This is a genomic window from Paenibacillus sp. JNUCC 35, assembly GCF_058269095.1.
In genome coordinates this window covers 2,032,147-2,055,725 of record NZ_CM177771.1, presented here as the reverse complement: position 1 = coordinate 2,055,725, position 23,579 = coordinate 2,032,147, and the positions used below count along the sequence as shown (strand labels likewise).

Here is a 23,579-nt window from a genome sequence, read left to right as displayed (position 1 = left end):
CTTCCCCCTAATCTCTCAGCGTGCGGCCGGTCAGATTCAGGAAAAGCGTCTCCAGATCGGGCTCTTCGATTGTAAGCGAATGAATGCCCATATTGTGCTTGGCGCAGACGAATAAAATATCCTGCAGATCCGTCTGGGAAGAGGGTACATGAAGATCGATCTGCGTCCCTTCCACACTCAGCCGACCGATCCGGGGATGCCGCTTCAGCTCTTCAACCGCGCTGTCCACGACTGCGTGCACCCGGATGCGGATCACTTCCTCCTGGGCCACTTTCTCGCGCAGTTCCTCCTGAGTTCCGCATACGATCACATGGCCTTTATCCACGATAGCGACACGGTCGCTGATAGCCGCCACCTCTTCCATATAGTGGCTCGTATAAATGATCGTGGAGCCCATTTTGTTCAGCGTGCGCACGGATTCGAGGATATGATTGCGCGACTGCGGGTCGATCCCGACCGTAGGTTCATCCAGGATAATCACTTTCGGATGGTGCATGATGGCGCAGGCGATGTTCAGCCGGCGTTTCATTCCGCCCGAGAACGTACGAGGCTCTTCTTTCGCGCGGTCCTGCAGGCCGACGAACTCCAGCGCTTCCTGCACCCGCTCCTTCAGCAGCTTTCCCCTTAACCCGTACAGCCGTGCGAAAAAAGTGACGTTGTCTGCGGCGGACAACGTTTCGTAGAGAGCAAGGTCCTGCGGAACAAGCCCGATCCGCTTCTTGACCTCAAGCGGCCTGGATGCGACGGAAATTCCGTCTACGGTAATTTCACCCTGGTCCATCTTCAGCAGGCCGCTGATCATTTTGATCGTCGTGCTCTTGCCGGCTCCGTTCGGACCGAGCAGGCCGAAAATTTCACCTTCGCGGATAGACAAGCTCAAATGGTCGACCGATAAGTTCGCTCCGTATCTTTTTACGACATCCTTCATTTCAATGAGACTCATCGTCTTCTCCCCTGTTTCTGTTCCAGTTTTGGTTTCGATACTTGTATTGTAGAGGAAAACCGGCCGGCTGAAAGGTACACCGGGTCACCAATCCGGGGTGACGAAAGTCATTTCTTCAAAGAAGCGGAATCCGGCTCTGCTCCTCTGTGCTATACTGTGGAAAAATCCCTTCCGGAAAAGGACGGTTATCGTGCCGCATTTATCGCTCAATAAAGTCCGGTACACCCTTACTTTCGTTCCGGCAGTCGCTTCCATGTATCTCGAACAATTCACCGCTTACGGAACCTACACGATGCTGGTGCTGGTGCTGTTCCTGCTCGTCGTGCTGAGGCCGTTTGCCAAGCCGCAGCGTCTGCAGGGGCTCCTTCTGATCGCCGAAATCGGATATGGAGCCTGGCTGTGCGGACAGTATGGGGGCATTCTGTATTTCAGCGCGCTCTCGGCCGTATTTTCGTACGCCTTCTTGCCCTTGCCGAGAATGCGCGCCCTTTTCCTCGGGATTCATCTGCTTGCCTTGAACGCGGCTCTGTACGGCCTGGACCCGAGGCTTTTGATCGCTGCGAACGGCACTCTTCTGCTTACGGCGGTGCTTCTGGACAGATTGAACGCGGCCGCCGCCGATCAGCATACCGCCGTCCATTTGTACGACGAGCTGCGGAAGAAGCATTTCGAGCTCGACGAGGCCAAAAACCAGCTGCTCGATTACGCCCGCAAGGTGGAGAACGCCGCACAGGCCGAGGAACGCAGCCGTATCTCGCATGAACTGCACGACGATCTGGGCCACCGCCTGATCCGCAGCAAAATGATGATGGAGGCGGCTATCCAGACGATGCCCGGCAATCCCGAGCAGGGCATGAAGCTGCTGACAATCGTCCGGGACCAGTTGGCCGAGAGCATGGATCAAATGCGCGCGACGGTCAAAAGAATGAAGCCCGGGGCGAGCGAGCGCTCCTACAGCCTGGATCGGCTGATCCGTGAAATCGGCCGAGAAACGGGTATCGGGATCACACTCGATATCGAGGGCCTCCCATATCCCTTGTACCCGAGCCTGGAGATCATTTTGTACAAAAACGCCCGTGAAGCGGTGACTAACGCCGTTCGGCACGGGAATGCGACGGAAGTCGCGATTAAGCTGGAGTACGAAAGCGAACAGGTCCGCATGACCGTGAGCAACAACGGAGCCGTTTTCCCTGCCGGGGAAAATGCGGCGCCCGTACCGGGTCTCGGTTTAAGCGGGATGCTGGAGAGAACCAGACTCGTAGGCGGTACGCTTTCCGTACGCGGCCAGGCCCCTTTTACCGTGATTACCCTGCTGCCGGCTTACCGGAAGAAACAAATCATCTGAAGAATCAGGAGAATGCGCGATGATTAATTTATGGATTACCGATGACGATCCCTTCATCCGGGAAAGCCTGAAGCTGCTGATGGCCATGGACCCGGATATCGAAGTGGCGGGCACCAGCGGAAGCGGAGAGGAAGCGCTGGAAGCGGTGCGGGAGGGCAGCCTGCCCGATGTCATGCTCATGGACATCCGGATGCCCGGATGCGGGGGCGTCGAGGCCACCAAGAGCCTGAAACAGCTTGCCCCGTCCATTCAAATTCTGGTGCTCACGACATTTGACGACGACGACTTCATCATCGAAGCGCTCAAGAACGGCGCGAGCGGCTATCTGCTCAAAAATATTCCCCCGGACCGCATCATCCAGGGCATCAAAACCGTCAAAGACGGCAACATGCTGATCCATCCGGATATCGCCCGCAAGCTGACGGGGTTTATTCACGCCGCGCCCGTTTCCCCGGCTCCCGCTTCCCCCGCTCCGGTATTGTCTGCCCACGGTCTGACTCAGACCGAGCAGACGATCGTGACCAAAATCGCGGACGGCCTTTCAAACAAAGAAATCGCCCAGGAATTATTCCTGAGCGAAGGGACGGTCAAAAACTACATTTCTGATATTTTAGGAAAGCTGGCGCTTAGAGACCGGACGCAAATCGCCATCTTCTACTGGAAGCAGGCACGGCCTTAATCTTATGCTCCGGCCGGTTCCGGTGGGTGAATCCGTTCCCGTCAATACGGGTCTACGGCGGTTTTGCCCAGCAGCTGTTTGGAAGAGCTGCCTACGATATAAAGATCTTTCTGCATCTCGGTCAGTTTCAGGATAACCTGATAATACTGGCCGTTTTCTGTCAGCAGGTACCGGTACGTATTGGCCTCTTCAAGCTTCTCGATAAAAATCGGATTGTGGAAAAAGTACGTATCGCCGATTTTGTAATTCGACATGTCTTTAACGTATCCCCGAAGGGCGCGGATTTTGAAATCATCCTTCTCCCCGGCAATAATCGGAGGCATTTCCTCCCCATACGTGAGGATCGGATTTTCTTTCCAAACCTTCCGGAGTTCCGTCTCGTTGATGTAGATCTCTCCCGTGTACTTTTCTTTGGCTTTCCGGAGCCCCTTCGTATCCATGCCCATCTTCTGCACGTCGCTCTGCCGGTAGTACATCCCTTTGCTGAGCGTCACGAGCACCGGATAATCCCCGCCCAAATACTTCATGATATAAGCGGTCGGATTTTCCAGTATGATCTCATCGTACACGACATCGCCCGTTTCAGGCTGCTGCGGATACAACCGGGTATTCACGTAGATCGTCTGGTTGGAATCCTGCCAGTTTACGTTCGCGTTAAGGCGGGAAGCGATCTCCTTGAGCGGCAGATAGCTGTTGTTGTCGTAAATAAGAACCGGGCTGCTCAAATTGGCCGGTGTCCCGTTCACGACTACCTTAAAATCGCTGCGGACATACGCCGTCACCTTCTGAATCCAGTCATCGGCGTAAACGCCTGCCGCGAACGAAACGCTCATCAGCACTCCGGCTGCCGCCGCTATCATTTTTTTGCTTGAAATGTGCATGGTTCTCTCTCCTTTTGAATTGAATCCTGCAAGCTGTTATCAGGCCGCACCTTCCCCGTTATGGCCATGTCAAGCGTTTATGGTATAGTAAATTACGTAAGCACGCTTCATTTGCCTTACTTAAATTCTATAAGCATCCATCCTAGGGAGGTCCCATGTCCAACTCCACAACCATTCGCCCCGCTTTCCGGGGGTTTGATTCATCCGATTTCGAAACGTTTGCGATTGAAGGTCTGGACGAGCGCATGAAAGCGATCCAGGAACGGATTCAGCCGAAATTCAAAATGCTCGGCGAAACCCTATGCGAAGATATCGCCCTGCATGCCGGAACCGAAATGCACCTACATATCGCCAAACATGCCCGGCGTACCGTAAATCCGCCCAAAGACACCTGGCTGGCTATCGCCGCCAATAAACGCGGATATAAGCAACACCCTCACTTCCAGATCGGCTTGTTCGACGATCACGTTTTCCTCTGGTTTGCCCTGATCTACGAGGTGCCGGACAAGCAGGCGATCGCCGGACGTCTTCTCGCGAGCCAAGACGAGCTGTACCGGAGCATCCCGGAGCATTATGTATTGTCGTTCGATCATATGCAAAAACGCAGCGTGCCCGCCGGCGACCTGACGGCCGAAACGTTCGGCGACGCTCTTGCCCGCTTCCGGGATGTAAAAAAAGCCGAGTTTCTCGTCGGAAGGCATTTTGACCGGCAGGACCCGATTTTGCAAAAGGGCGACGCATTCACCCGGATGGCGAAGGAAACGTTCGAGTCCCTGATGCCTTTCTACCGGACGGCCCGGGGATAAGCCACCGGCTGCTCCTACCCCCTATATCGGCAATTCCGCACAAAGTATGAACCCGCCGAACCGATTTTAAAAAGAAACGCAGCCCGCAAATAATCCGCTCCCGTTTGGGAAATACTAGGAAGGACATCCGATCTACAAGGAGGTTCTTCCTATGTTTTTACAGCCATCCAAGAAAAAATGGGCCGGTACGCTGGCACTCGCCTTTCTGCTCGGTTCGGTATCCCTAGGCGCCAGACAGGCCGCCGCCTTCGGCTCTCCGGAGGAACTGCCCGACGAAGCCGTCCTCAGTCAGCCAACCCCATCAGCGGGCGTGCCCGGACGCCAGGACTCACATAATCCGAAAGACAGCAGCGTCCCCGGTCTTCCGATTCTTGAGGAAGCCGCCTCTATTCTCGGCACCACCGTCCCTTCTTTGAAAGAATCGCTGGGCAAAGGCAAAAGCCTTTCCGACGTGGCCAAAGAGAAAGGAATCAGCGAAAAGGATCTGACGGCTAAGCTGCTTGCGATCCGCGATTCAAAGATCGATCAGGCGGTCAAAGAAGGACGGCTCGACGCGGAACACGCAGCTGCCCTGAAACAGAAAATGGCGGAGCACCTGAAGCGGATGCTGCAGGATAAGGCGCTGCTGAACCACCATAACCGGCACCAGCACGGGAAAATGCGTCACAGCCTCAAGCCGGATCAGGAAAAACTCGCCCAGGCCATCGGCATCAGCAAAGAAGAGCTCCACCGCGAGCTCCGGCAGGGCAAATCGCTGCAGCAGATCGCCGAAAGCAAGGGCATTACGAAAAGCCAGCTTATCAGCCGCATCCAGGCCCTGCTCGCTCCGGACCTGGAAAAATACGTCGAGCAGCGCGTTCCGGCGCGGGAATCCTGACTTCTTGCCCGTCCCGTATGCGGACTGCCCGACCGCTTCAGCGCCATACGATAAAAGGGAGTGCCTGCAGGAGGCACTCCCTTTTGCCGATTCGGGATTCTTAATAGGTCGTCACATTGCCCTTGTACAGGTTCCCCGCCGGATTCCTGACATTGTCGTGCGCCTTGGCCTCTGTCCCTTGAGAAGCGTTAATGACATACGCCGAAGATTGATCCAGGTTGACGGTATTGCCCGAAAAATCATTATTCACGCCCCAGCCCGCCACAATCTGGTGAAGCTGAAAAGCGTCGGTAATCACGGTGTTCCCGTTTCTCCATCCCGTGTTGTTGCGGATAACGGCATGGTTGCCTTTGACGTCGATAAAGCTGTCCGCGTAGTTTTCGCCGCTGATGCCCGTGCCGTTGAATATACAGTTCTCGACAAGCGTTCCGCTCGTTCTTTCCTTGATGTCGATATGCTCGGCAGTCACATTGGGCCCGATACGCACGCCCCGGATAATCGTATCGTTTACGGTCTGGTTGTAGCCGGCTCCTTCGGCGGACCCTACATATACGCCTTCTCCGAATCCTTTATTTACGGTACCCGTGTCGTGAATATACGAATTTTCGAGAATGCCCCGCGAGCTTCCGTCACGGAAGTGCACACCTTCATAGCCGATGCCGTACACTTCGACTCCGGAAATTAACGTATCGTTCGAATTGTCCAGAATAATGCCTTTCTGGGCGTTCGTAAACTTGAGATTTTGGATCACCCAGTTGTCACCCGTAATTTTCAGGCAGTATCCGCCTCCCGCTGAAGTGCCGGATATGAGGGCCTGATTGGCCGGGTCCCGGCTTTCAATCGTAATCGGATTCGATTGGGTGCCGTTGACAGTCGAGGAGAACGTCCCCTTGTACGTACCCGGCGCAAGCAGGATGCGGTCCCCGGGCAGCGCGTTTTTCAAGGCGTTCTGGAGGCACGATACGGACGAGCACGATACGGTGCGAAGCGCGGCAGCGCCCTCTTCATTGATGCGGGCGGCTGCTTGATCCGCCGAGGCTCCGGATTCATGAGGCACGGCGGCATACATGGCGGGGGCAAACGCGGCGCCGAGCAGGACGGCGGACAGCAGGCTTTTACACAGCAGCCTTGTCGGGGTTAACCTGGTTTTCATCACAATAGCCTCCTTTTAATTGGGCGATTCAAAATTAAAACGATTTAATTTTGGCGTTTAATACACTTCTTTGCTCCACCTCCCCTCTCCGATCTGCTTTCAGTATAGCACAGCGACCCGCTGGTACTGGATGGGTTTTCTTATGATATTTACATGCATCTGCTCCGATTTATATACCTCTTCCTGAGGAGAATCATCACGGGACTTGCCCTCGGGAATCCGCTTGCCTCTACATAAAAAAGTCCCGCAGCGTGTGCGGGACTTTCGGGAAAGCGCTCCGGCAGGAAATCGATCCAGGCCGGTTCAGCCTGTCCGGGGCGCGGCATTTCCGCGGCTCTTCGCCAAAATTCTCCACTGGAGCGCAAGCAGAAGCAGAAGCACCGATCCGCTCACCGTAAAGGGCACGGACGGGCCGAACGCATCCCACAGCTTGCCCGAAACGATGGGACCCACGATCATGCCGAGCCCTTCTATAGTCAGGAAAAAGCCCCAGACGGCGCCTCTCTTCTCCTTGGGCACACAAGACGCGATCAGGGCATTCCAGGACGGAATGATCAGCGCGTAGCCGATTCCAAGCAGCCCGACGACTACGTAAACGGCCGCAAGCTGCCTGATAAATCCGAGGGCCAGCAGGGCGACCGAGCTGAAAATAAGCCCGGCGGTCAGCAGTCCCTTAATGCCCTTGCGGTCCACGAGTTTCCCGACCGGAACGAGCAAGGCCACTGCCGCTCCTCCCCCGACAATGAGCAGCATGCTGTACTGACCCGGCGAAAGATGCAGAACTTCACGGGCGTACAGCGTGAGGATGGGAGTCAGAACTCCCAGCGCGAACGTCTGAATAAACATGGCCGGAAACAGCAGCCGGCTGACTTTCATTTCCCGCAGAGACGCGCGGACTTCCCGCATATAAAGGCGCACGCGCTCCCCGAGCGGCTTCTTGTCCGCGGCCGGCATGGCAGCGGCCGCGCCTCCTCCGGCTGCGGTGACGGCCTCCCCGAGGGGATCGGCGCCCGCTTCCATCGCTGCGCCCGCCGGGAATGCGGCGCCGGCCGGAGCACGCCGGCTCTCTTTCCTCTTTTCTCCGTCTTCGCGAATCAGCGGTTTGCGTGGCAGAAACAGGGCGATCAGCAAAACAACGCCCATGGAAATGAGCAGCAGCCGGTAAGCCGGACCGTAATTGGACCCGTGAATAAAGAAATTGATCACGACCGGCCCGAGGCCCGTACCGCTGAGCCATGCCATGTAGACCACGCTCATGATCGTTCCTTTCGCCTTGTCTCCCGCGACCTCGGTCGTTCCCGCAATGACGGCCGGCCACAGTGGAGCCGTACCGACTCCGAGCATGGCGCATGCCGCTACCATCCAAGCGTGATGCGTGAAGGTCGCCATGATCAGCACGGAGCTCCCCGAGAGCAGAATGCCGATCAGCATGGACAACCGGTAGCCGGCTTTGTCGATCAGCCATCCGACCGGCGTGCGGAACACGTTGTCCCCGATGTACTGAGCGGCCAGAGACCAGCCTACGACGAACGCCGTCGCGCCCAGAACCGTTTTCATATAAACGGGAAGAATCGTCAGAAGGAGTGCCCCCTTCACGAATTCCACCACAAACATAATAACCAGCAGTTGTACGACAAAGGGCGCGGCCGCCCCCGCCTTGTTTTTCCAACCGGCCAGATTCATCACGATATCTCTCGCCCCTCTCTTGCAGCGTTCTTTTGTTAGGTTTTCCCCAGGATGGACAAACTATTTTCAAAAAATATACTTGCATGCCCGTCCGTTTTTGTTATACTCTATTTTGTTTGTTCAATCTCGTGATTCGTATCAGCGATTCGCAGAAATTCCACGCAGAAGGGAAGGATTGCCGGATGGATCAACATCGCACACCCCTATTCTCGGCCTTGCGCACGCATGCAGAGAAAAATCCGATCCAGTTCCATATTCCAGGTCACAAAAAAGGAGTCGGGATGGACCCTGAGTACCGGGAATTTCTCGGCGAAAACGCACTGTCCATCGATTTGATCAATATCGCACCGCTGGATGACCTTCACCAGCCCACAGGCGTGATCGAAGAAGCCCAGAAACTCGCCGCCCAGGCTTTCGGCGCAGAGCATACCTACTTCTCCGTCCAGGGCACGAGCGGCGCTATCATGACCATGATTATGTCGGTAGCCGGTCAAGGAGATAAAATCATTGTACCGCGGAATGTGCATAAATCCGTACTGGCCGCTATCATTTTCGCCGGAATCAAACCGGTCTTCATATCGCCCGCCCGTGACGCGAACCTCGGGATCGACCACGGAATTACGACCAAGTCCGTGCGCCGCGCGCTGGAGAAGCATCCGGACGCCAAAGGGGTCATGGTAATCAACCCTACCTACTACGGCGTATGTACGCACTTGAAAGAGATTGTCGATCTCGTCCACAGTTACGATATTCCCGTTCTGGTCGACGAGGCGCACGGAGTGCTTATCCATTTCCATGATAAACTTCCGATGTCCGCAATGGAAGCCGGCGCCGATATGGCGGCTACGAGCGTACATAAACTCGGCGGCTCTTTAACGCAAAGCTCCGTGCTGAATGTACAGGGTAACCGCGTAAACCCGAAACGCATTCAGACGATCATGAGTATGATGACGACGACTTCGACTTCTTATATCCTGCTCGCTTCACTGGATACCGCCCGCCGTCATCTGGCCTTGAACGGCCATGAACTGGCGGAACGCACGATCGCCCTTGCCGAATACGCGCGGAGCGAAATCAACAAGATCCCCGGCCTGCATTCGTTCGGGGAAGAAATTCTCGGCACGGAAGCCACTTACGCTTACGACGCAACCAAAGTAACGATTCATATCCGTCATCTCGGACTGACCGGCTACGATGTGGAGAACTGGCTCAGAGACCGTTACAACATCGAGGTCGAGATGAGCGACATGTACAATATTCTTTGTCTTGTCACGCCGGGAGACACCGCCGATAACATCGACGTGCTTCTGCAGGCGCTGCGCGAATTGTCCGCCGAGCACTACACCGGCAATGCCGAAGACGATCTGATCGTGATTATCCCGGAAATACCGCAGCTTTCTCTGATCCCCCGCGACGCCTTCTACGGCGATACGGAAGTGGTTCCGTTAAAGGAATCGGCGGGAAGAATCATTGCCGAATTCATTTACGTATACCCGCCGGGTATTCCGATCCTGCTGCCGGGCGAAGTCATCTCGCAGGAAAACATCGACTACATCGTGGAACACGTGGAAGTCGGGCTGCCTGTAAAAGGGCCGGAAGACCGCAGCTGCCAGTTCGTCAAAGTCATCGTGGAAACGCAGCCGATTTTCTAATTCTGCTCGAAGCAGCGCAAGATTGTCAAAATTGTCCACGGATGCTATGATGTGGGGGATTGCAGTTTTGGAGGTGCCAAGCAATGAGTCAAAGCGCATTTATCCGTTTTGTCACAGGCTCCACATTGACTTCCCCCACCCTGGACGAACTGAAGGGCCAGCTCGAGCATTACCGCGAGCAGCTTTCTAGAACCGGCGCCCAGCTGAGCTGGGAATACGATTCGGCCGGCTTTCCTTATACGGTGGAGACGAAGCCCGAAGGGGAAGGCAAATGGTTCTATTTGAAAGGAACCACGCCCCGTTACCGCAGCATTGTGCTCGGTGTCGGAAGCGAAGTGCGGGAAGACAGCCTTCAGCATTACGTCCAGATCGTTCTTCCGGATACCGCAACACACGGGGATAAGTCCAAGGCCAACGAACTCGGGAAATATTTGGCCCGCCACTGGAAAGCCCGACTGGACCTGTTCAACGGCCGTACGATGTACTTCAATCCCCGCAAATAACAAATTTAAACGAGAAATGCAGAAATCCCTTCTCCTTATACAGGAAAAGGGATTTTTTATCGTACGCACGCTTGCCGTACGTATGTATGCCGGATACGGAACCTATTCGCGGTTTTCTTCCTCGATAATCTGATTGTAGACCGCTACGACGCGCTCCCATTCAGCTTCATCTTCGATGTTCACCAGGTAGGCGTCATCGTTTTCTTCTTCTATACGGAAAATAACACCGTCTGCTTCGGGATCGTTTCTGTCCAGCAGTACCGCATACAGCTGATCCTGAGAGTCAAACGTGTACACCATGACCATTTCATGCTCTTTGCCTTCTTCGTCCGTTACAATAAACACGCTTTCTTCATGCTCATGGTCGTGATCGTGTCCGCAGCCGCAATCCTGATCGTGTTTGTGATCGCTCATTGTAGAACCTCGTTTCGTTTTAAATTTGCATCTTTCGATGGTATCGTATCACGGAAAGCGGAACAGGTCAAACGCCCGTCCGCACCGGATTTTTCCTTATAAATCCATGCTTTGCAAAATTGTCGACAACCCGATTCAAAAGGAATCAATTGAGGTTAATGGGAATTATAGGATATAGCAGCTTTACGGGGATATACCGTCTCTTCAGAAACCGTTTTCTCCAAAAACGCTATAACACGACAGGCATATTCTGCCGATTCTAAATGGTAAGAGCCCACATGAGGCGCTCCGGCCGTCCGCCAGAAATCGAACGCATCGGGATGGCGTCTCCACATTTCTTCGGATGAAGCTTGGGGAATAGCGCGATCGTCGCTGCTGTGTATAAAAAGAACGGGCCTCGGATAGATCGCTTCAACCGCCTTAATCGCATCGACTCCCTCGGGATCGATTTTAAGCAGCGGCGGAAAAAGAAGCAAGATAAGCGGAGTAAACGGAATGTTCGGAAGACCCGACCATACCGGCAAATTTGTTTTCAAATATTTTTTGAGATGATGAAAAGGACTGTCCGCCACTACCGCGGCAACCTTCTCGTGTTCGGCCGCCGCCAGAAGAGAAGTCGTTGCTCCCATCGAAAACCCGATCAGACTTACGGCTTCCCGCGGGTACGTTTCCGTTACCCAGTCGATGACGCCGAGCAGATCGTGCTTTTCGTAATAACCGACGGAGGTCATGCTCCCCTGGGACTTCCCGGAATTCCGGAAGTCGAACATAATCACACGGAAACCCGCTGCAATGAGATCCCGCGCTAACGCGAGTGACGGAAGCCCGCGTTCGAGCCGATTTCCGGCGTATCCGTGGGACAGAATGACGGTCATCGGGTTCTGCCTGACCGCCGTATCGGGAGGAGGAAGATGCCAGCCGCTGAGCACAATGTCTCCCGTACGGCTGGCTATTTCCACCTCTTCGAAAACAAGCCCGTAATTCGCGGGCGAGTCGTCGACAGACTGCCTTTTCGGATGCGTCAGCTGCCAGCCCACATAAGCGGCAATACCGACCGAAGCAAGAAAACCGGCAAAAAGGAGCAGAAGGACGCTCCACACGATCCATATCAATGCGTTCACTCTCCGTACCCTATCTAGTCTGCAGCCTCAATTGTCCGGCTTTATAAAATTCCGATCATGCAGGAGGAGTTCCCGTGCTCAAAACCATGAACCGATCACTTGACCTGGAAATCGAATACCTCAAAAGCGTCCTGACTTATATGGCCGCGCAATACAAATACGAATTGAATCATCCGCGTGTCGTCGAAGTCAGCCAGCAGCTGGACGGCCTCATTGTGGAACAAATGAAAAAACGGGCCGCCTCCTAACCTTATTCAGGCCGTAAAGCGGCTCGCCGGACTCAGCTGTTCATCAGTTTGCGGTACTGCACGTACATGGCCACCCGCCAAGGAAGCAGCATTCCGAACGCCAGGATAAAGAATATGGAAGCCGTTTGGTACACCGTCACGTATTCCTCCACATACGAATGAAGAAATAAGCGGATGGCAAGCAGGACAACCAAAATGATTAAAAACGCTTTCGAACGATGAAGATACACATGATCGCCCTGCTTGGAAAATCCGGATGTCCGGATTAACGGATAGGCGAACACGACCGCTCCCACCGCAAAAGCGATCAATCCCCAAGTAACCGGTATTCGCGTCAACGGAGCGACAAACATAAGAAACCCCGTGCTCATGCCGATTGGCGGCATTAATATTTTCATCGCGTTGATAGGCCGCTTGGACGCTTTCATCCGGATGGCAATTACGAGAAGCGCCATACCGAGCGTTCCGAACAGGGAAATCGCGTGTAAATTCGAACCCACTGAGAAAGCCAACTCCTTCCCCTTCCTTCCCTCACATCGCTGCAATTCTTTCACCCTTTATTATACCACTCCTTGGCTTCGGGAAGAAGCCGTTTTACTTGAATGTTGCATGGATTTGACAGATGAAAGCGGTTGAAATCCAACTTTTTCCGTGCTAGAGTGTGGGTAGTACGTCACTCTACAGATCGGAGGCTTATTCTGTGAGCTTGCAGCTGCAAATGATCGGAACCGGCAGTGCGTTTGCCAAGAAATATTTTAACAACAATGCACTTTGGACTTGCAGCGGTTTTACTCTCCTGGTCGATGCCGGGAATACGGCACCGCGCGCTCTGCATGAGCTGAATATGAAGCCGGATGAACTGGACGCTGTCCTGATTACGCACCTTCACTCCGATCACGTCGGCGGGCTTGAAGAGCTGGCCCTGCAAATGCGTTACATATACGGGCGTAAGCTCAGACTGCTGCTGCCCGCAGCGCTGGAGGCTCCTATCTGGGAACACACCTTGAAGGGCGGAATGGAGAACACCGGAGAACATTTAAACCGCTTGGCGGATTATTTCGACGTCGAACTGCTCGAAGAAGGCCAGCCTTCTGAAATTCATGCGGGATTCCGTATCGAAATTATCCGGACGCCTCATATCGCCGGTAAGCCCAGCTTCTCCCTATTCGTTAACGACACCATTTTCTACAGTGCGGATATGATTTTTCAGCCCGAGCTGATTTTAAACGAAGTCGTCGGGCAAAGAGACTGCCGCCATATTTTCCACGACTGCCAGTTGGAAGGGCCCGGCGTTGTTCACGCCGCGCTTGAAGAGCTGCTCACGCTCCCCGAGTCGGTCCAGTCCAGGATTCGGCTTATGCACTATGGGGACAGTATGCCCGCTTATGTCGGCAAAACAGGAAAAATGTCGTTTATCAAGCAGCATCAAATTTACACTTTATAAAGCTGCATCGCATTAAGAAACCAGGTGACCTGCCTGGTTTTCGTGTTTTTTAATGAAGACAGGACTAAAGTACTAATCCAAAAACTTTGGCCTTTCGCGCTTGTGAGCCCGGCCCCGTTCGTTCGCTCCGCTGCGCGGCACGGCCTTTTTCAAGTGGGGTGGATTGTGTGATTTACAAATGGTTCGTTATCTTCTATGCCTCGGTCATCAGCATCGCTTCGTGGAAGCTCGGTTTGTCCGTTAGCGGATGGCTCCCGCTCAGCCTGCTGTTCCTCGCTGCCGCCGTCCTCGGCCTTAAGAAATCCTCCGTCACCTTTTCAGCCGTCAAACTGGTTCTGCTTACGCTGTTTCACTGGAGCAGCCAAACCGATTGGTGCTTCACCCTGTACTTGCTCCTGCTCGCATCGGAAGTTTACGAGTCCAAGTCGCGGAAAACCGTTTGGATGCTGGTTACGCTCAATCTCATCACCTTTGCCGTTATCGCGCTGATCACCGTTCCCGCCTTTTCCGTGTATCCGCCTCTCTGGATGATTCTGCTCTACTTAAGCAACTTCGCCATCTTTATGGGACTCGCTTTGACCGTATTCAACACATTTAGACAAAGAGACAAACTGGCCGGGGAAAGAAGGCAGCTGATGACCCATGACTCCCTGACCGGACTGCCCAATTTCGAAGCGTGCCACGCGATGCTCCATAACCTGGTCCATAAGGAAAGCCGGCTGCTGTTTATCCTGATTGACTGCACGGATCTGAAGGCGATGAACAAAACGCAGGGCTTTCAAGCCGGCAACCAGATCCTGAAGCAGATTGCGGTTCTGCTGAAAATCAAGTTTTCTCAGGCGGCTTTTATTTCCCGGTACGGAGGAGACGAGTTCGCGGTAGCTGTTGCGTATGAGGACAAAGAAACGATGCGGGCCTATGTGGATCAGCAGCTCGGATCCGAACTTCCCAAATTGACGGGGATTTAAATCACTTACGGCATCGCGGTGCTGCCCGATGACGGTTCTTCGAAGGACGATCTCGTGCTCGTCGCGGAAAACAGCCTGTTCAGTATGAAGCGGGAAATGTGGCTGAAGCGCGAGGAGCATATGCTTCGCTCGGAAAAGCTTAGAATCGTCGGTGAACTCGCTTCCGGTATGGCGCATGAAATCAGGAATCCCCTGACCACAATCAAGGGTTTCCTGCAGATCTCGAAATCGAACGGTTACAACATCGAAACCTGGGTGTATGATCCTCCGGAAAAACCGATGAACATTTGGATGGACCCGGATAAAATGGTGCAGCTGCTCATTAATCTCTTTAAAAACGCGTATGAATCTATGGAAGACAATAAAAAAATGGCGATCCGCCTATATGAGCGCGATCACCATGCCGTACTTGAAATCGAAGATCAGGGCAGCGGAATTCCCGTGGAACAGCTGGACCAGATCTTCCATCCTTTTTTCACGACCAAAGACAGCGGAACGGGACTTGGCCTGTCCATCTGCCACAAAATTGTGCAGGATCACAACGGTACGATCGAAGTGGAAAGCTTTATCGGCAGAGGCACGACGTTCATTATGACCTTTCCCCTGGCCGAAACGGAATCGTCTCCCTGCTACCCGCTTAACCGGCGCAAGGACGCGGTGTGAGGCTTATAAAGATTTGACCATTCTTACGTGAGGGATACCGGCGTCATCGAACGGCTCCCCGGGAATCGTTTCGTACCCGATTTTTTTGTAAAAAGGCTCGGCTTGGCACTGCGCATCAAGAACCGCTCCCTTATAGCCGAGTTCTTTGGCATGGGCTTCCATCGCTTGCACGAGTACGGATCCGAGGCCGCTTCCCCGGTTCGCCTTGAGGACGGCGATACGCTGCAGTTTCGCCCGGTTTTCTTCATACGGCTTCCACCTGGCAGCCGCGATTGCCTTCCCCTCTTCTCGGATCAGAAAATGATGGCCGCTATGGTGAGACGCATCCAGCTCGTCTATTTCAAGTTCCAGCGGCACGTTCTGCTCATCAACGAAGACTTCTTTGCGGACGCTCAGGCACTCTTTAAGTTGTTCGTCTGTCGTAACGCGAATAATTTCCATCTGCCTTTGTTCCCCTTTCGTCCAAACGATACGAGATATGATAGCTTATCCGCGCATCCTTGTCCAGACGGAACATACCCACACTCGGCCGGTTTCTCCTATAGGCTCATCCGGTGTTACTCCAAACTTTCCACTTCCGCGGATTCGTTTCTGACTCCCCGATATAGTATAATAGATCGTGAGAACTGATAAATTGCGCTTATTACGCAAAGGAGTATTATTCATGAATATTGCCTTTTTTCTTTTGCCTAAACTTGAAGTGATCACAACGACGATTGATGCCACACTAAGACAAACCTTGGAAAGAATGGAATATCACCGCTATACGGCGGTTCCCATCCTTACGGAGGATGGAAAATATATGGGAACGGTAACCGAGGGCGATCTGCTCTGGTTTTTGAAAAATTCTCCGGGCATTACCTTCGATAACGCCCACAGGCATACTTTGGAGGAGGTTCCCCTCCGGATGAGAAATAAACCGGTACACATTCATGCGAACATGGAAGATCTCATTGATCTTGCCAAGGTGCAGAACTTTGTACCGGTCGTGGATGACGCAGGTAATTTCATCGGAATTGTGCGCCGCAGTGACATTATCGAATACTGTGCCAAGCAAATGTTTCAGGCACCCGTTTAGCGGCAAGCTGCGGGATGAAGATGTTCGCGGCCTCTCCTCACAGGAGAGGCTTTTTGTATGGAGTCGAATATGTACTAAGACGGGGGGAGTGTGTAGGAAGGAAGATGGTAGAGTAGGAAGGTTGAGGTCCGAATCCTGCTGACATCCGTGTTAAACGGAAAGAGAGACAAACTCATCCGACGGCCTGTTCTCGTAACAAGGACGAAGGCTTTCCGGACGATAAGCCGGCTGTTTCTCCGGTTCCTGCTGCCGCTCTTTGGCCAGCCAAGACTCCAAGGATTCGGTGCCAAATCCAAGCTGCTTGCTCATGACTCGAATATCGATGTTTCTCATACTCCCTGCTCATCCTCTCTAATAGTCCGGTTCTTGCGGGTCAAGCCCCTGTGAGTAAACAACACTATCATTACTTTATATGGACTTCCGATAACTGTAAATAAGTGTATCTTGTCGAATTCTCTAAAGAATGAATCAATGAATTTCCCAGTTTTCTGGCAAGAAAAAAAGCCGTTCTCACGGCTTTCACACTATTGCACCGGCCCCGACGAACCCGATGAGGACTGGTTTTTTCCCACAAATTCACTGGTCCAGTCGATCATGCCGTTCATCAGATACAAGACCAGATTAACGACATCCTTCTCCGTCAAGGACTGGTTCGTCTGCTCGGAAACGTATTGGGACGTCTTTCTCTCCAACTGTTCGACCATGTTTTTGATGACGTAAAGATCGTCCGCCATGTCCGAAACGGCGGCAGAACTTCCGTTATTGCCGGAGCTCCCGTTTTGCTGCTGGGAAGAGCCTCGGGCTTGCTGATTTGCGCCGCCGGACGAAGAATCCTGCTGGTTTTGGCCGTCCTGGGACTGCTGCCTTTTACCGGAAGAAGCGCTGCGTCTGGCGGACTGGCTGCCTCCGGTTCCCGATTGATCTTGATTCTGGTTTTGATCCTGATTTTGCTGCTGCCCGTTGTCCGTACTTTGGCCCGATTCATACTGGCCGCCGCCCGAACTGCCCGAACCGCCCGAGCTATCGCCGGAGTTTTGAGATCCGCCGCTCATAATCATTTTTTTTAATTGTTCAAACTCCACAAGAAGCATATCGTTCTGCTTGGACAGATCGTCCATCTGCTGCTTAAGTTCCTGGGTCTTGATCATGCTTGCTTGCCTCCATCCAGCTTAATCGCCTATTTGCCTTCGGATATCGTGCCGCACGCGATGCGGTTACCCGAATTCCCGGCCGGATCGGACTTCATATCATCCTGCTTTTCATGGATGACCAGCGATGTTCCTCCCTGCTTCAACAACGAATTCGGCTTGTCCTTCTCCAGAGTAAAAGCTTCCGACACCGTATCCAGCTTCGCTTCTCCGTTTGCCTCCGCTTTCAGATTCGGCAGGTCTCCCACATGAGGCCCCTGGGGATTTTCCATCCCGTGCATTTTGGAGTTCGGGTTAAAGTGTCCCCCTGCCGACTTGAAATCCGGCCCGGCGCAGACGCCGCTTTCATGAACATGGATGCCATGTTCTCCGGGAGCAAGTTTCGGAGCCTGAACCTGGACACGGACCCCTTTGTTCTCTTGGGTAAACCGTGCTGTGCCTACCACGCTTCCCTCTCCGTTCTTAAGCTCAATCTCGACTCCGGACGAGGACGACGGCGTACCGGACGGTGTTGCGCCCGGCGAAGCGGAAGGCGCTGTGGCGGCGGTAGGCAGGGCTTCCGGGGTAATAGTGGAGTTCGGGCCCGCGTTTTTGTTGTTGCCGCTGCCGCAACCGGTCATCGCCGCTGCGGCGGCTGCAGAGAGCAGCAGGGACAGAATTGGTTTTCGCATTATGAAACCTCCTGATCCGATAATTTAGGATATGCCAACATGTCTCTGCCTAAACGCGGCAGTTTCCTTTTTCTTACCCGGTTTGTCTTCCGAGTCAAACCCCGCTGGTAAAAAACGGGAAATTCGTCCTTGTTCGGAAGCTCGCCGGCTTTTCCGGGGCAGCACAAATAGGTCTCTCCGGTGTCGGATATTCTGACGCAACCTCCGGAGGACCTATTGTAGGGAGTAAGAAGAACGCAAGACCGGGAATTTATTTAAAAGCCATGGCGGCATGCACCGCTTTCTGCCAGCCGCTGTACAGCTGTCCGCTGCGCTGCGCCGGCATTTCCGGTTCAAACGTGCCGCCGACCGACCACTGCGCGGCGATTTCGGCGCAGTCTTTCCAGTACCCGACGGCCAGGCCCGCCAAGTAAGCGGCTCCGAGCGCGGTCGTTTCATTGATAAGCGGCCTTTCGACCGGCACGCCCAGCATGTCGCTCTGGAACTGAAGCAGGAAGTCGTTGGACACGGCCCCGCCGTCCACGCGCAGCTTCTTCAGCTTCGTATGGGCGTCCGCCTCCATCGCCGCGAGCACATCCTTCGTCTGATAGGCGAGCGCTTCCAGAGTCGCCCGGATAAAATGTTCCTTGGTCGTGCCGCGCGTCAGCCCGAAAACGGCTCCTTTCACATCGCTGTCCCAATAGGGAGTTCCCAGCCCCACGAAAGCAGGGACCACGTAAACGCCGTCCGTCGATTCTACGCGCGACGCGTACGTTTCGGTGTCTTTGGCCGTCTTGATCATTCGCAGCCCGTCACGGAGCCACTGGATGGCCGAGCCGGCAACGAAGATGCTCCCTTCGAGGGCATACTGAACTTTGCCGTCCAATCCCCAGGCAATCGTCGTCAGCAGCCCGTGGCTGGATGTAACGGCCTGCTCTCCGGTATTCATGAGCATAAAACAGCCGGTGCCGTATGTATTTTTGGCCATGCCTTTGTCAAAACAGGCCTGCCCGAACAAAGCCGCCTGCTGGTCACCGGCGACGCCCGCTACCGGCACTTTCGCGCCGAAGAAATGGGATTCGCTCGTATGCGCGTATACTTCGGAGGAGGAACGGACTTCGGGCAGCATGCTCGCCGGAATCGTCAGCAGCTCCAGCAGCTCTTCGTCCCAACGCAACTCGTGGATGTTAAACATCAGAGTCCGCGATGCGTTGGTATAATCCGTTACGTGAGCTTCTCCCACCGTCAGCCTCCAGATGAGCCACGTATCGATGGTACCGAAAAGCAGCTCTCCGCGTTCCGCCTTCTCTCTGGCACCTTCCACATGGTCGAGAATCCATTTCACCTTGGTCCCGGAAAAATAAGCGTCCAGCAGGAGTCCCGTTTTATCGCGGAATTTCTCCTCCAGTCCCCGCTGCTTGAGTTCGTCGCAGATTTGCTGGGTTTGTCTGGACTGCCAGACGATGGCATTATACACGGGCTCGCCCGTTCTTTTGTCCCAGACGACGGCGGTTTCGCGCTGGTTGGTGATGCCGATGCCCGCCACCTGCTCCGGCTTTACTCCGGATTCGATCAGACAGGTTGCAACGACGGCCAGAACCGAAGCCCAAATTTCGTTGGCGTTATGCTCGACCCATCCCGGTTTCGGGAAATACTGGGGGAATTCCTGCTGGGCGGCATGGACAATTTGACCTTCGTGATTAAACAGAATCGCCCGTGAACTTGTGGTTCCCTGATCGATGGACATAATATAGGATGACATAAGTCCGATCCTCCCTACCGGCTGCCGGAACAGCCTTTTGTCGGCCTTCGGCCGCATCATTCGCAAAGCTGCGGAGACCTCCGGCCATAGGCCGCAAAAAAAGAGATCCACGACAAACCAACCGGATTGCAACATCCGATGCTTCGTATGAATCTCCATAGTCTCCGTCACAGCTATTAACTTTCTTGTAGCATAACGCGGAATAAAAACGCTGTCAACATCCGGTCGACTCTCCGGATTTTCTTAAAACGCCGTGACTAAATTAGGCCAGGCATGGAAAATCAGGCTCTCGTGCTTTGAAAAAATTCTACCCACTCGCCGTCCGGCCCGTGAAAAAAGAAATAACGCGATCCGTTCGGCAGCGTTGTAATTTCCGTATCGATCATCACGACATCCGTCTTGCGGACCCGGTCAAATTCCGCTACGATATCGTCAACCGTAAAAGCCAGATGATGAACCCGGCCCTCTTCGGTTAAGCTTCCGCCGTACCCTTCGATTAACTCGACTTCCGTTTCGCCTTTTACGTCGATGCCAAGGAACGCCAGCTTCATCGCCCCGTTGGTCACAGTATCTTTCAGCTTCAATCCTACGACGGATTCGTAAAATGAAATCGACTTTTCCATATCGGTAACCATTACACCCACGTGTTCCAATTTTGTAACCGCCATCTCTTCTGCCCCTCTCGGTATGATAAACTTCTTTCTGTCCTTATTTTGGGACAAAACAATAGACGAAGCAAGTTTTCCTCCTGATTTTCTTAGTTATTTTTACGCAGCGCAAAAAACCGCTTCTTCTTTAAGCGGATTCCATCATGAGCTATTTGATTTATCGTTAAAAGTCCGTAAACATTAAAAAAAGCGCCCGGTGCGCTTCAATCGCCACCGCCGCCTCCCCCGTCTCCTCCTCCGGAACAATCGCTGCCTCCTCCGCTCCCGCTGTCGCAATCGGTACTGGAATCGGAACCGCCCCCCCAGAAACTCCAACTGGAATCCGTGTAACCGCTGCTGCCGGAATCGGAATAGTGATGCTTGTTTTTACGCTTCTTAGGCGGATTATAAACGCTTGTGGCCAATTTAAGGACAATAAAGACGATTACGGCGAACCAGACTAGCATTATCATAATTTTTCACCCTTTCTCTTGTTCTTTCTTCTGTTTTCATTATAAAATACCAATCCGCTTATTGCAATAAAATTATCTGAAAATTTAGATAATTAATTCAAGTCGGTTTAAATTAGCTTCGGAACGGTTAACTTAAAGAGACGAAACCGGTTACCCGGCTTGTCACGGTGAAGAACCGTACGTTCATTTTATAGCGAAGGGAGTTTTCTTACATGGACAAGCGATCAAACGATGATGTCAGCATATATAATGAAACTTCGAATACAGCGGGCGGCATCAACACCCCTCCGGACCGTGAGGACAAAGCCGCAACCGATCCCGTGAGCGATATCGTGGAGGAGATTATGGACAATCTTTCCGGCGAGCATCCGACTGATCCTTCCCCCGACAAACCGGCGGACAAGCGTTAACCGGCCGAGCTCCCGGCTGACTGTCCTCACGTTTTTGAAAAAAGCCCTCCACGACCGTTTTAAAGCGGCAGGAGGGCTTTTTGGAGATAAACGTATGAGCAGGTTAGAATAGCTTTCTTTTAAATACACAGATCACTTCTTTGGAAGAACCTTGATGCTGGCTTGTGTCAAAACAGGAAATCAATTCCCAGCCTTGAGCCCCCATTTCGTTCAGGTCCTGATCAAATTCGTCAAGGTCTAATTTTCCGCCCACAAAAAAACCTTTTGTAAAAAATTTTAGCGTCTGGTATTCCCAGCGTTCCATCCTCTTTCTTCCCTTCTCTTTGTAAATCGGGCCGCATCTTGACCGCCCTTCTCTGATTATAAAAGAACCTGAAAGTTCAGGAAACACTTCATGCCTGTCAAATACGAATTCCCCTGACCGGAGAGCCCCCCTACCGCCTGCATGTACGGAAAGCTTGCGTCTTCCCGTACATGCAGGCGTGATGCAAATAACCGTCTAATGCGTTCATAACGTCCCCTGCAGTCGTTTGTCTTTTTCCATAAGCTTATTATATATAACTGTTTTATAAAAAATTGTTGACAGTGTTTTAAATTCTTGATATTATACTACTTGTCACTAAGAAAACTGAAGATTTTACAAACATGACTTGATAGCTCAGCTGGGAGAGCACCATCTTGACAGGGTGGGGGTCGTCGGTTCGAGCCCGGCTCAGGTCATACTAGAAAAACCCTTACTTTGTAAGGGTTTTTCGCCGTTTACGGGGTGTTTACTTTTAGCCATACCAAGCCGAAAATGCTGAATTGGGATACTTTTGAATTTTGGACCAATTTTCGAATCGTTCAACAGCCTCTTATCCTTCGAACCACCGCCTGAAAACGTACTTTGATATTTTAATCTTTCTTCCCACCCTAACCATATGGAACGGTGGAGGCGATTGATTCAAAAATTCATATGTTTGTTTCTCTCCAATTTCAAGAATCGCTTTTACATCCTTTGGTTTAATAGTCCAGGGAACTTCATCCCAGTTTATTACCCTCATGTATATTAGCCTCCTATAGAATCACTATCTACAAAAACAGCCTCCGGCTTAATAACCTTTGAATCGATCAGATAAATAGCAATTTTATAAAAGGCTCTTCCTCTAATGGAACTATACCGCGTTTCACTCATTGATGGGTTTAGCTGCTCATTATAAACATTGTAATCCGTAATATAGTCGCTATCTGTACCCGTATACCGGCACTCAATCAGGTGTTGCTCCAGCCACGGCAACCGTTTAACAGCTTGCTCGATACGATTGCAGTAGTCTTTTCTCATGTTGACCATATCCGTATTGTACACGGCAATGCTGGCCGTCTGGTCGCTTGTCTGATTAGTCGGGCCATGAAAACGCTCGGTATAGCTGGCTGTAATGGATGTCAAAGCCTAACTTATTTACTTTCACACTAAGTCCTTTCGGTTTTTTTAGTACAAGCGTCACAAGTCAATCAACCCTCCTATATTGTATTGCTAATCCACTAAGAGAGGAGTTGATAGTCTTGAGACGTAAACTTGAAATATTTAGCTATACATACTAAATTCTGTTTTATATAATAAAATCGGAGGTGATAATCATGTATAGTAATATGACTAATAATTTTTTGATCTATGACCGCCAGCATCGTCGTGCTGACGATGATCCAGATATTTATAATCGATACAAAAGCTTTTTAATATTTATTGGTTTCGATGCTGCTGGGGCAGAACTAGAGGTCGCCTACTTTATGAATGCCGTCTTTGATACGATGGACTGAGGAAAACTCAGTCTGTCATCCCAAGTTCGTCAATATTCATTGAAGGTCTTATACACTCAACAATTAAATTTTCTACTATAAGAAGCCCCTACTGTTTGTCTCGCAGTAGGGGCTATTCCTGTTATTTCATCATGTTAATGTTACATTTGACTTTCGTTCTCTTAGTTCTCCTAAGACTATATTCATCTCAGCCTTAACATCATCTGTCTTAGTTGCCTCCCTTACAGAAAT

The 23,579-nt window shown here is 52.4% G+C and carries 30 protein-coding genes and 1 tRNA gene; 14 read left to right on the top strand and 17 right to left on the bottom strand.

All coding sequences use genetic code 11. The annotated features are described in order from the left end of the window. Positions 1-7 precede the first annotated feature (7 nt). Positions 8-943, bottom strand: a complete 936-nt coding sequence (locus tag AC2TF6_RS09435) for an ABC transporter ATP-binding protein (protein ID WP_491310811.1) — start codon at positions 941-943, stop codon at positions 8-10. Between the two features lie 190 nt (positions 944-1,133). On the opposite strand from AC2TF6_RS09435, the gene AC2TF6_RS09430 reads away from it, so the two are divergent. Continuing rightward, positions 1,134-2,288, top strand: a complete 1,155-nt coding sequence (locus AC2TF6_RS09430) for a sensor histidine kinase (protein WP_491310810.1) — start codon at positions 1,134-1,136, stop codon at positions 2,286-2,288. Positions 2,289-2,307: 19 nt separating this feature from the next. Further along, positions 2,308-2,967, top strand: coding sequence for a response regulator (locus AC2TF6_RS09425; protein ID WP_491310809.1), 660 nt, complete (start codon positions 2,308-2,310; stop codon positions 2,965-2,967). 41 nt (positions 2,968-3,008) lie between these two features. Here the strand turns inward: AC2TF6_RS09425 and AC2TF6_RS09420 are convergent, their stop codons facing one another. Further along, positions 3,009-3,848, bottom strand: coding sequence for a stalk domain-containing protein (locus AC2TF6_RS09420; protein ID WP_491310808.1), 840 nt, complete (start codon positions 3,846-3,848; stop codon positions 3,009-3,011). A 155-nt stretch (positions 3,849-4,003) separates the two neighbouring features. Between AC2TF6_RS09420 and AC2TF6_RS09415 the strand changes: the two genes are divergently transcribed. Both AC2TF6_RS09415 and AC2TF6_RS09410 read left to right on the top strand, forming a co-directional pair. Then, on the top strand, positions 4,004-4,654 hold the full coding sequence (locus tag AC2TF6_RS09415) for a YktB family protein (RefSeq protein WP_218228444.1): 651 nt from the start codon (positions 4,004-4,006) through the stop codon (positions 4,652-4,654). 151 nt (positions 4,655-4,805) lie between these two features. Beyond that, entirely contained in the window at positions 4,806-5,531 is a 726-nt protein-coding gene (locus AC2TF6_RS09410; protein ID WP_491310807.1) for a hypothetical protein, read from the top strand. 100 nt (positions 5,532-5,631) lie between these two features. On the opposite strand, the gene AC2TF6_RS09405 is transcribed toward AC2TF6_RS09410, so the two are convergent. Then, positions 5,632-6,684: a right-handed parallel beta-helix repeat-containing protein gene (locus AC2TF6_RS09405; RefSeq protein ID WP_491310806.1), complete on the bottom strand. Its 1,053-nt coding sequence runs from the start codon at positions 6,682-6,684 to the stop codon at positions 5,632-5,634. Positions 6,685-6,987: 303 nt separating this feature from the next. Further along, positions 6,988-8,367 carry an MFS transporter gene (locus AC2TF6_RS09400; protein WP_491310805.1) on the bottom strand — a complete coding sequence of 460 codons (1,380 nt, stop codon included), beginning with the start codon at positions 8,365-8,367 and terminating at the stop codon, positions 6,988-6,990. 185 nt (positions 8,368-8,552) lie between these two features. Here AC2TF6_RS09400 and AC2TF6_RS09395 point away from each other — a divergent pair, with 185 nt between their 5' ends. Further along, positions 8,553-10,022: an aminotransferase class I/II-fold pyridoxal phosphate-dependent enzyme gene (locus tag AC2TF6_RS09395; protein WP_491310804.1), complete on the top strand. Its 1,470-nt coding sequence runs from the start codon at positions 8,553-8,555 to the stop codon at positions 10,020-10,022. An 83-nt stretch (positions 10,023-10,105) separates the two neighbouring features. Further along, positions 10,106-10,525 (top strand): DUF1885 family protein, encoded by a 420-nt coding sequence (locus tag AC2TF6_RS09390; protein ID WP_491310803.1) that lies wholly within the window; start codon positions 10,106-10,108, stop codon positions 10,523-10,525. 102 nt (positions 10,526-10,627) lie between these two features. On the opposite strand, the gene AC2TF6_RS09385 is transcribed toward AC2TF6_RS09390, so the two are convergent. Beyond that, entirely contained in the window at positions 10,628-10,939 is a 312-nt protein-coding gene (locus tag AC2TF6_RS09385) for a DUF1292 domain-containing protein (RefSeq protein WP_413005014.1), read from the bottom strand. Between the two features lie 155 nt (positions 10,940-11,094). Further along, positions 11,095-12,060 (bottom strand): alpha/beta hydrolase, encoded by a 966-nt coding sequence (locus AC2TF6_RS09380; protein WP_491310802.1) that lies wholly within the window; start codon positions 12,058-12,060, stop codon positions 11,095-11,097. Positions 12,061-12,134: 74 nt separating this feature from the next. Between AC2TF6_RS09380 and AC2TF6_RS09375 the strand changes: the two genes are divergently transcribed. Further along, on the top strand, positions 12,135-12,308 hold the full coding sequence (locus AC2TF6_RS09375; RefSeq protein WP_009671838.1) for an aspartyl-phosphate phosphatase Spo0E family protein: 174 nt from the start codon (positions 12,135-12,137) through the stop codon (positions 12,306-12,308). A gap of 32 nt (positions 12,309-12,340) precedes the next feature. Here AC2TF6_RS09375 and AC2TF6_RS09370 read toward each other — a convergent pair whose 3' ends face one another. Continuing rightward, positions 12,341-12,808, bottom strand: coding sequence for a CcdC family protein (locus AC2TF6_RS09370; protein WP_009671771.1), 468 nt, complete (start codon positions 12,806-12,808; stop codon positions 12,341-12,343). A gap of 200 nt (positions 12,809-13,008) precedes the next feature. Between AC2TF6_RS09370 and AC2TF6_RS09365 the strand changes: the two genes are divergently transcribed. From AC2TF6_RS09365 to AC2TF6_RS09355, 3 genes are all read left to right on the top strand, one after another. Further along, positions 13,009-13,752: an MBL fold metallo-hydrolase gene (locus AC2TF6_RS09365; RefSeq protein ID WP_491310801.1), complete on the top strand. Its 744-nt coding sequence runs from the start codon at positions 13,009-13,011 to the stop codon at positions 13,750-13,752. 167 nt (positions 13,753-13,919) lie between these two features. Then, positions 13,920-14,720: a GGDEF domain-containing protein gene (locus AC2TF6_RS09360; protein WP_491310800.1), complete on the top strand. Its 801-nt coding sequence runs from the start codon at positions 13,920-13,922 to the stop codon at positions 14,718-14,720. Positions 14,721-14,774: 54 nt separating this feature from the next. Further along, complete coding sequence (locus AC2TF6_RS09355; protein WP_491310799.1) at positions 14,775-15,383, top strand: two-component system sensor histidine kinase NtrB; 609 nt, start codon at positions 14,775-14,777, stop codon at positions 15,381-15,383. A 3-nt stretch (positions 15,384-15,386) separates the two neighbouring features. Here AC2TF6_RS09355 and AC2TF6_RS09350 read toward each other — a convergent pair whose 3' ends face one another. Further along, positions 15,387-15,824 (bottom strand): GNAT family N-acetyltransferase, encoded by a 438-nt coding sequence (locus AC2TF6_RS09350; RefSeq protein WP_491310798.1) that lies wholly within the window; start codon positions 15,822-15,824, stop codon positions 15,387-15,389. Positions 15,825-16,047: 223 nt separating this feature from the next. Here AC2TF6_RS09350 and AC2TF6_RS09345 point away from each other — a divergent pair, with 223 nt between their 5' ends. Then, positions 16,048-16,461: a CBS domain-containing protein gene (locus AC2TF6_RS09345; RefSeq protein ID WP_009671848.1), complete on the top strand. Its 414-nt coding sequence runs from the start codon at positions 16,048-16,050 to the stop codon at positions 16,459-16,461. A 150-nt stretch (positions 16,462-16,611) separates the two neighbouring features. Here the strand turns inward: AC2TF6_RS09345 and AC2TF6_RS09340 are convergent, their stop codons facing one another. From AC2TF6_RS09340 to AC2TF6_RS09315, 6 genes are all read right to left on the bottom strand, one after another. After that, entirely contained in the window at positions 16,612-16,794 is a 183-nt protein-coding gene (locus AC2TF6_RS09340) for a hypothetical protein (protein ID WP_491310797.1), read from the bottom strand. 191 nt (positions 16,795-16,985) lie between these two features. Then, the gene (locus AC2TF6_RS09335; RefSeq protein WP_491310796.1) at positions 16,986-17,609 is read right to left on the bottom strand and encodes a hypothetical protein; all 624 of its coding nucleotides are present in this window, start codon (positions 17,607-17,609) and stop codon (positions 16,986-16,988) included. Between the two features lie 29 nt (positions 17,610-17,638). Then, on the bottom strand, positions 17,639-18,280 hold the full coding sequence (locus AC2TF6_RS09330) for a superoxide dismutase family protein (RefSeq protein WP_491310795.1): 642 nt from the start codon (positions 18,278-18,280) through the stop codon (positions 17,639-17,641). Between the two features lie 250 nt (positions 18,281-18,530). Further along, positions 18,531-20,021 (bottom strand): glycerol kinase GlpK, encoded by a 1,491-nt coding sequence (gene glpK / locus AC2TF6_RS09325; protein ID WP_491310794.1) that lies wholly within the window; start codon positions 20,019-20,021, stop codon positions 18,531-18,533. 281 nt (positions 20,022-20,302) lie between these two features. After that, on the bottom strand, positions 20,303-20,689 hold the full coding sequence (locus AC2TF6_RS09320; protein WP_491310793.1) for a VOC family protein: 387 nt from the start codon (positions 20,687-20,689) through the stop codon (positions 20,303-20,305). 203 nt (positions 20,690-20,892) lie between these two features. Further along, a complete protein-coding gene (locus AC2TF6_RS09315) occupies positions 20,893-21,141 on the bottom strand; it encodes a hypothetical protein (RefSeq protein ID WP_491310792.1) in 249 nt (82 codons plus the stop codon). A gap of 212 nt (positions 21,142-21,353) precedes the next feature. Between AC2TF6_RS09315 and AC2TF6_RS09310 the strand changes: the two genes are divergently transcribed. Further along, positions 21,354-21,551, top strand: coding sequence for a hypothetical protein (locus tag AC2TF6_RS09310; protein ID WP_491310791.1), 198 nt, complete (start codon positions 21,354-21,356; stop codon positions 21,549-21,551). Between the two features lie 103 nt (positions 21,552-21,654). On the opposite strand, the gene AC2TF6_RS09305 is transcribed toward AC2TF6_RS09310, so the two are convergent. After that, entirely contained in the window at positions 21,655-21,855 is a 201-nt protein-coding gene (locus tag AC2TF6_RS09305) for a DUF4177 domain-containing protein (protein WP_042232542.1), read from the bottom strand. Between the two features lie 343 nt (positions 21,856-22,198). Here AC2TF6_RS09305 and AC2TF6_RS09300 point away from each other — a divergent pair. Beyond that, positions 22,199-22,271: transfer RNA gene (locus AC2TF6_RS09300), tRNA-Val, on the top strand. Positions 22,272-22,405: 134 nt separating this feature from the next. Here AC2TF6_RS09300 and AC2TF6_RS09295 read toward each other — a convergent pair. Then, positions 22,406-22,594 (bottom strand): helix-turn-helix domain-containing protein, encoded by a 189-nt coding sequence (locus AC2TF6_RS09295; RefSeq protein ID WP_491310790.1) that lies wholly within the window; start codon positions 22,592-22,594, stop codon positions 22,406-22,408. 5 nt (positions 22,595-22,599) lie between these two features. Continuing rightward, complete coding sequence (locus AC2TF6_RS09290; RefSeq protein WP_491310789.1) at positions 22,600-22,872, bottom strand: hypothetical protein; 273 nt, start codon at positions 22,870-22,872, stop codon at positions 22,600-22,602. Positions 22,873-23,168: 296 nt separating this feature from the next. On the opposite strand from AC2TF6_RS09290, the gene AC2TF6_RS09285 reads away from it, so the two are divergent. Next, positions 23,169-23,348, top strand: a complete 180-nt coding sequence (locus AC2TF6_RS09285) for a hypothetical protein (protein ID WP_491310788.1) — start codon at positions 23,169-23,171, stop codon at positions 23,346-23,348. Positions 23,349-23,579: the final 231 nt, after the last annotated feature.

Bases quoted from the DNA above. Each gene is read 5' to 3' on its own strand.
- glpK (WP_491310794.1), bottom strand. From the start codon at position 20,021: ATGTCATCCTATATTATGTCCATCGATCAGGGAACCACAAGTTCACGG.
- AC2TF6_RS09290 (WP_491310789.1), bottom strand. From the start codon at position 22,872: ATGAGAAAAGACTACTGCAATCGTATCGAGCAAGCTGTTAAACGGTTG.
- AC2TF6_RS09295 (WP_491310790.1), bottom strand. From the start codon at position 22,594: ATGAGGGTAATAAACTGGGATGAAGTTCCCTGGACTATTAAACCAAAG.
- AC2TF6_RS09285 (WP_491310788.1), top strand. From the start codon at position 23,169: ATGTATAGTAATATGACTAATAATTTTTTGATCTATGACCGCCAGCAT.
- AC2TF6_RS09310 (WP_491310791.1), top strand. From the start codon at position 21,354: ATGGACAAGCGATCAAACGATGATGTCAGCATATATAATGAAACTTCG.
- AC2TF6_RS09400 (WP_491310805.1), bottom strand. From the start codon at position 8,367: ATGAATCTGGCCGGTTGGAAAAACAAGGCGGGGGCGGCCGCGCCCTTT.
- AC2TF6_RS09420 (WP_491310808.1), bottom strand. From the start codon at position 3,848: ATGCACATTTCAAGCAAAAAAATGATAGCGGCGGCAGCCGGAGTGCTG.
- AC2TF6_RS09315 (WP_491310792.1), bottom strand. From the start codon at position 21,141: ATGATAATGCTAGTCTGGTTCGCCGTAATCGTCTTTATTGTCCTTAAA.
- AC2TF6_RS09405 (WP_491310806.1), bottom strand. From the start codon at position 6,684: ATGAAAACCAGGTTAACCCCGACAAGGCTGCTGTGTAAAAGCCTGCTG.
- AC2TF6_RS09345 (WP_009671848.1), top strand. From the start codon at position 16,048: ATGAATATTGCCTTTTTTCTTTTGCCTAAACTTGAAGTGATCACAACG.
- AC2TF6_RS09410 (WP_491310807.1), top strand. From the start codon at position 4,806: ATGTTTTTACAGCCATCCAAGAAAAAATGGGCCGGTACGCTGGCACTC.
- AC2TF6_RS09305 (WP_042232542.1), bottom strand. From the start codon at position 21,855: ATGGAACGCTGGGAATACCAGACGCTAAAATTTTTTACAAAAGGTTTT.
- AC2TF6_RS09320 (WP_491310793.1), bottom strand. From the start codon at position 20,689: ATGGCGGTTACAAAATTGGAACACGTGGGTGTAATGGTTACCGATATG.
- AC2TF6_RS09435 (WP_491310811.1), bottom strand. From the start codon at position 943: ATGAGTCTCATTGAAATGAAGGATGTCGTAAAAAGATACGGAGCGAAC.
- AC2TF6_RS09350 (WP_491310798.1), bottom strand. From the start codon at position 15,824: ATGGAAATTATTCGCGTTACGACAGACGAACAACTTAAAGAGTGCCTG.
- AC2TF6_RS09425 (WP_491310809.1), top strand. From the start codon at position 2,308: ATGATTAATTTATGGATTACCGATGACGATCCCTTCATCCGGGAAAGC.
- AC2TF6_RS09330 (WP_491310795.1), bottom strand. From the start codon at position 18,280: ATGCGAAAACCAATTCTGTCCCTGCTGCTCTCTGCAGCCGCCGCAGCG.
- AC2TF6_RS09395 (WP_491310804.1), top strand. From the start codon at position 8,553: ATGGATCAACATCGCACACCCCTATTCTCGGCCTTGCGCACGCATGCA.
- AC2TF6_RS09335 (WP_491310796.1), bottom strand. From the start codon at position 17,609: ATGATCAAGACCCAGGAACTTAAGCAGCAGATGGACGATCTGTCCAAG.
- AC2TF6_RS09390 (WP_491310803.1), top strand. From the start codon at position 10,106: ATGAGTCAAAGCGCATTTATCCGTTTTGTCACAGGCTCCACATTGACT.
- AC2TF6_RS09385 (WP_413005014.1), bottom strand. From the start codon at position 10,939: ATGAGCGATCACAAACACGATCAGGATTGCGGCTGCGGACACGATCAC.
- AC2TF6_RS09340 (WP_491310797.1), bottom strand. From the start codon at position 16,794: ATGAGAAACATCGATATTCGAGTCATGAGCAAGCAGCTTGGATTTGGC.
- AC2TF6_RS09415 (WP_218228444.1), top strand. From the start codon at position 4,004: ATGTCCAACTCCACAACCATTCGCCCCGCTTTCCGGGGGTTTGATTCA.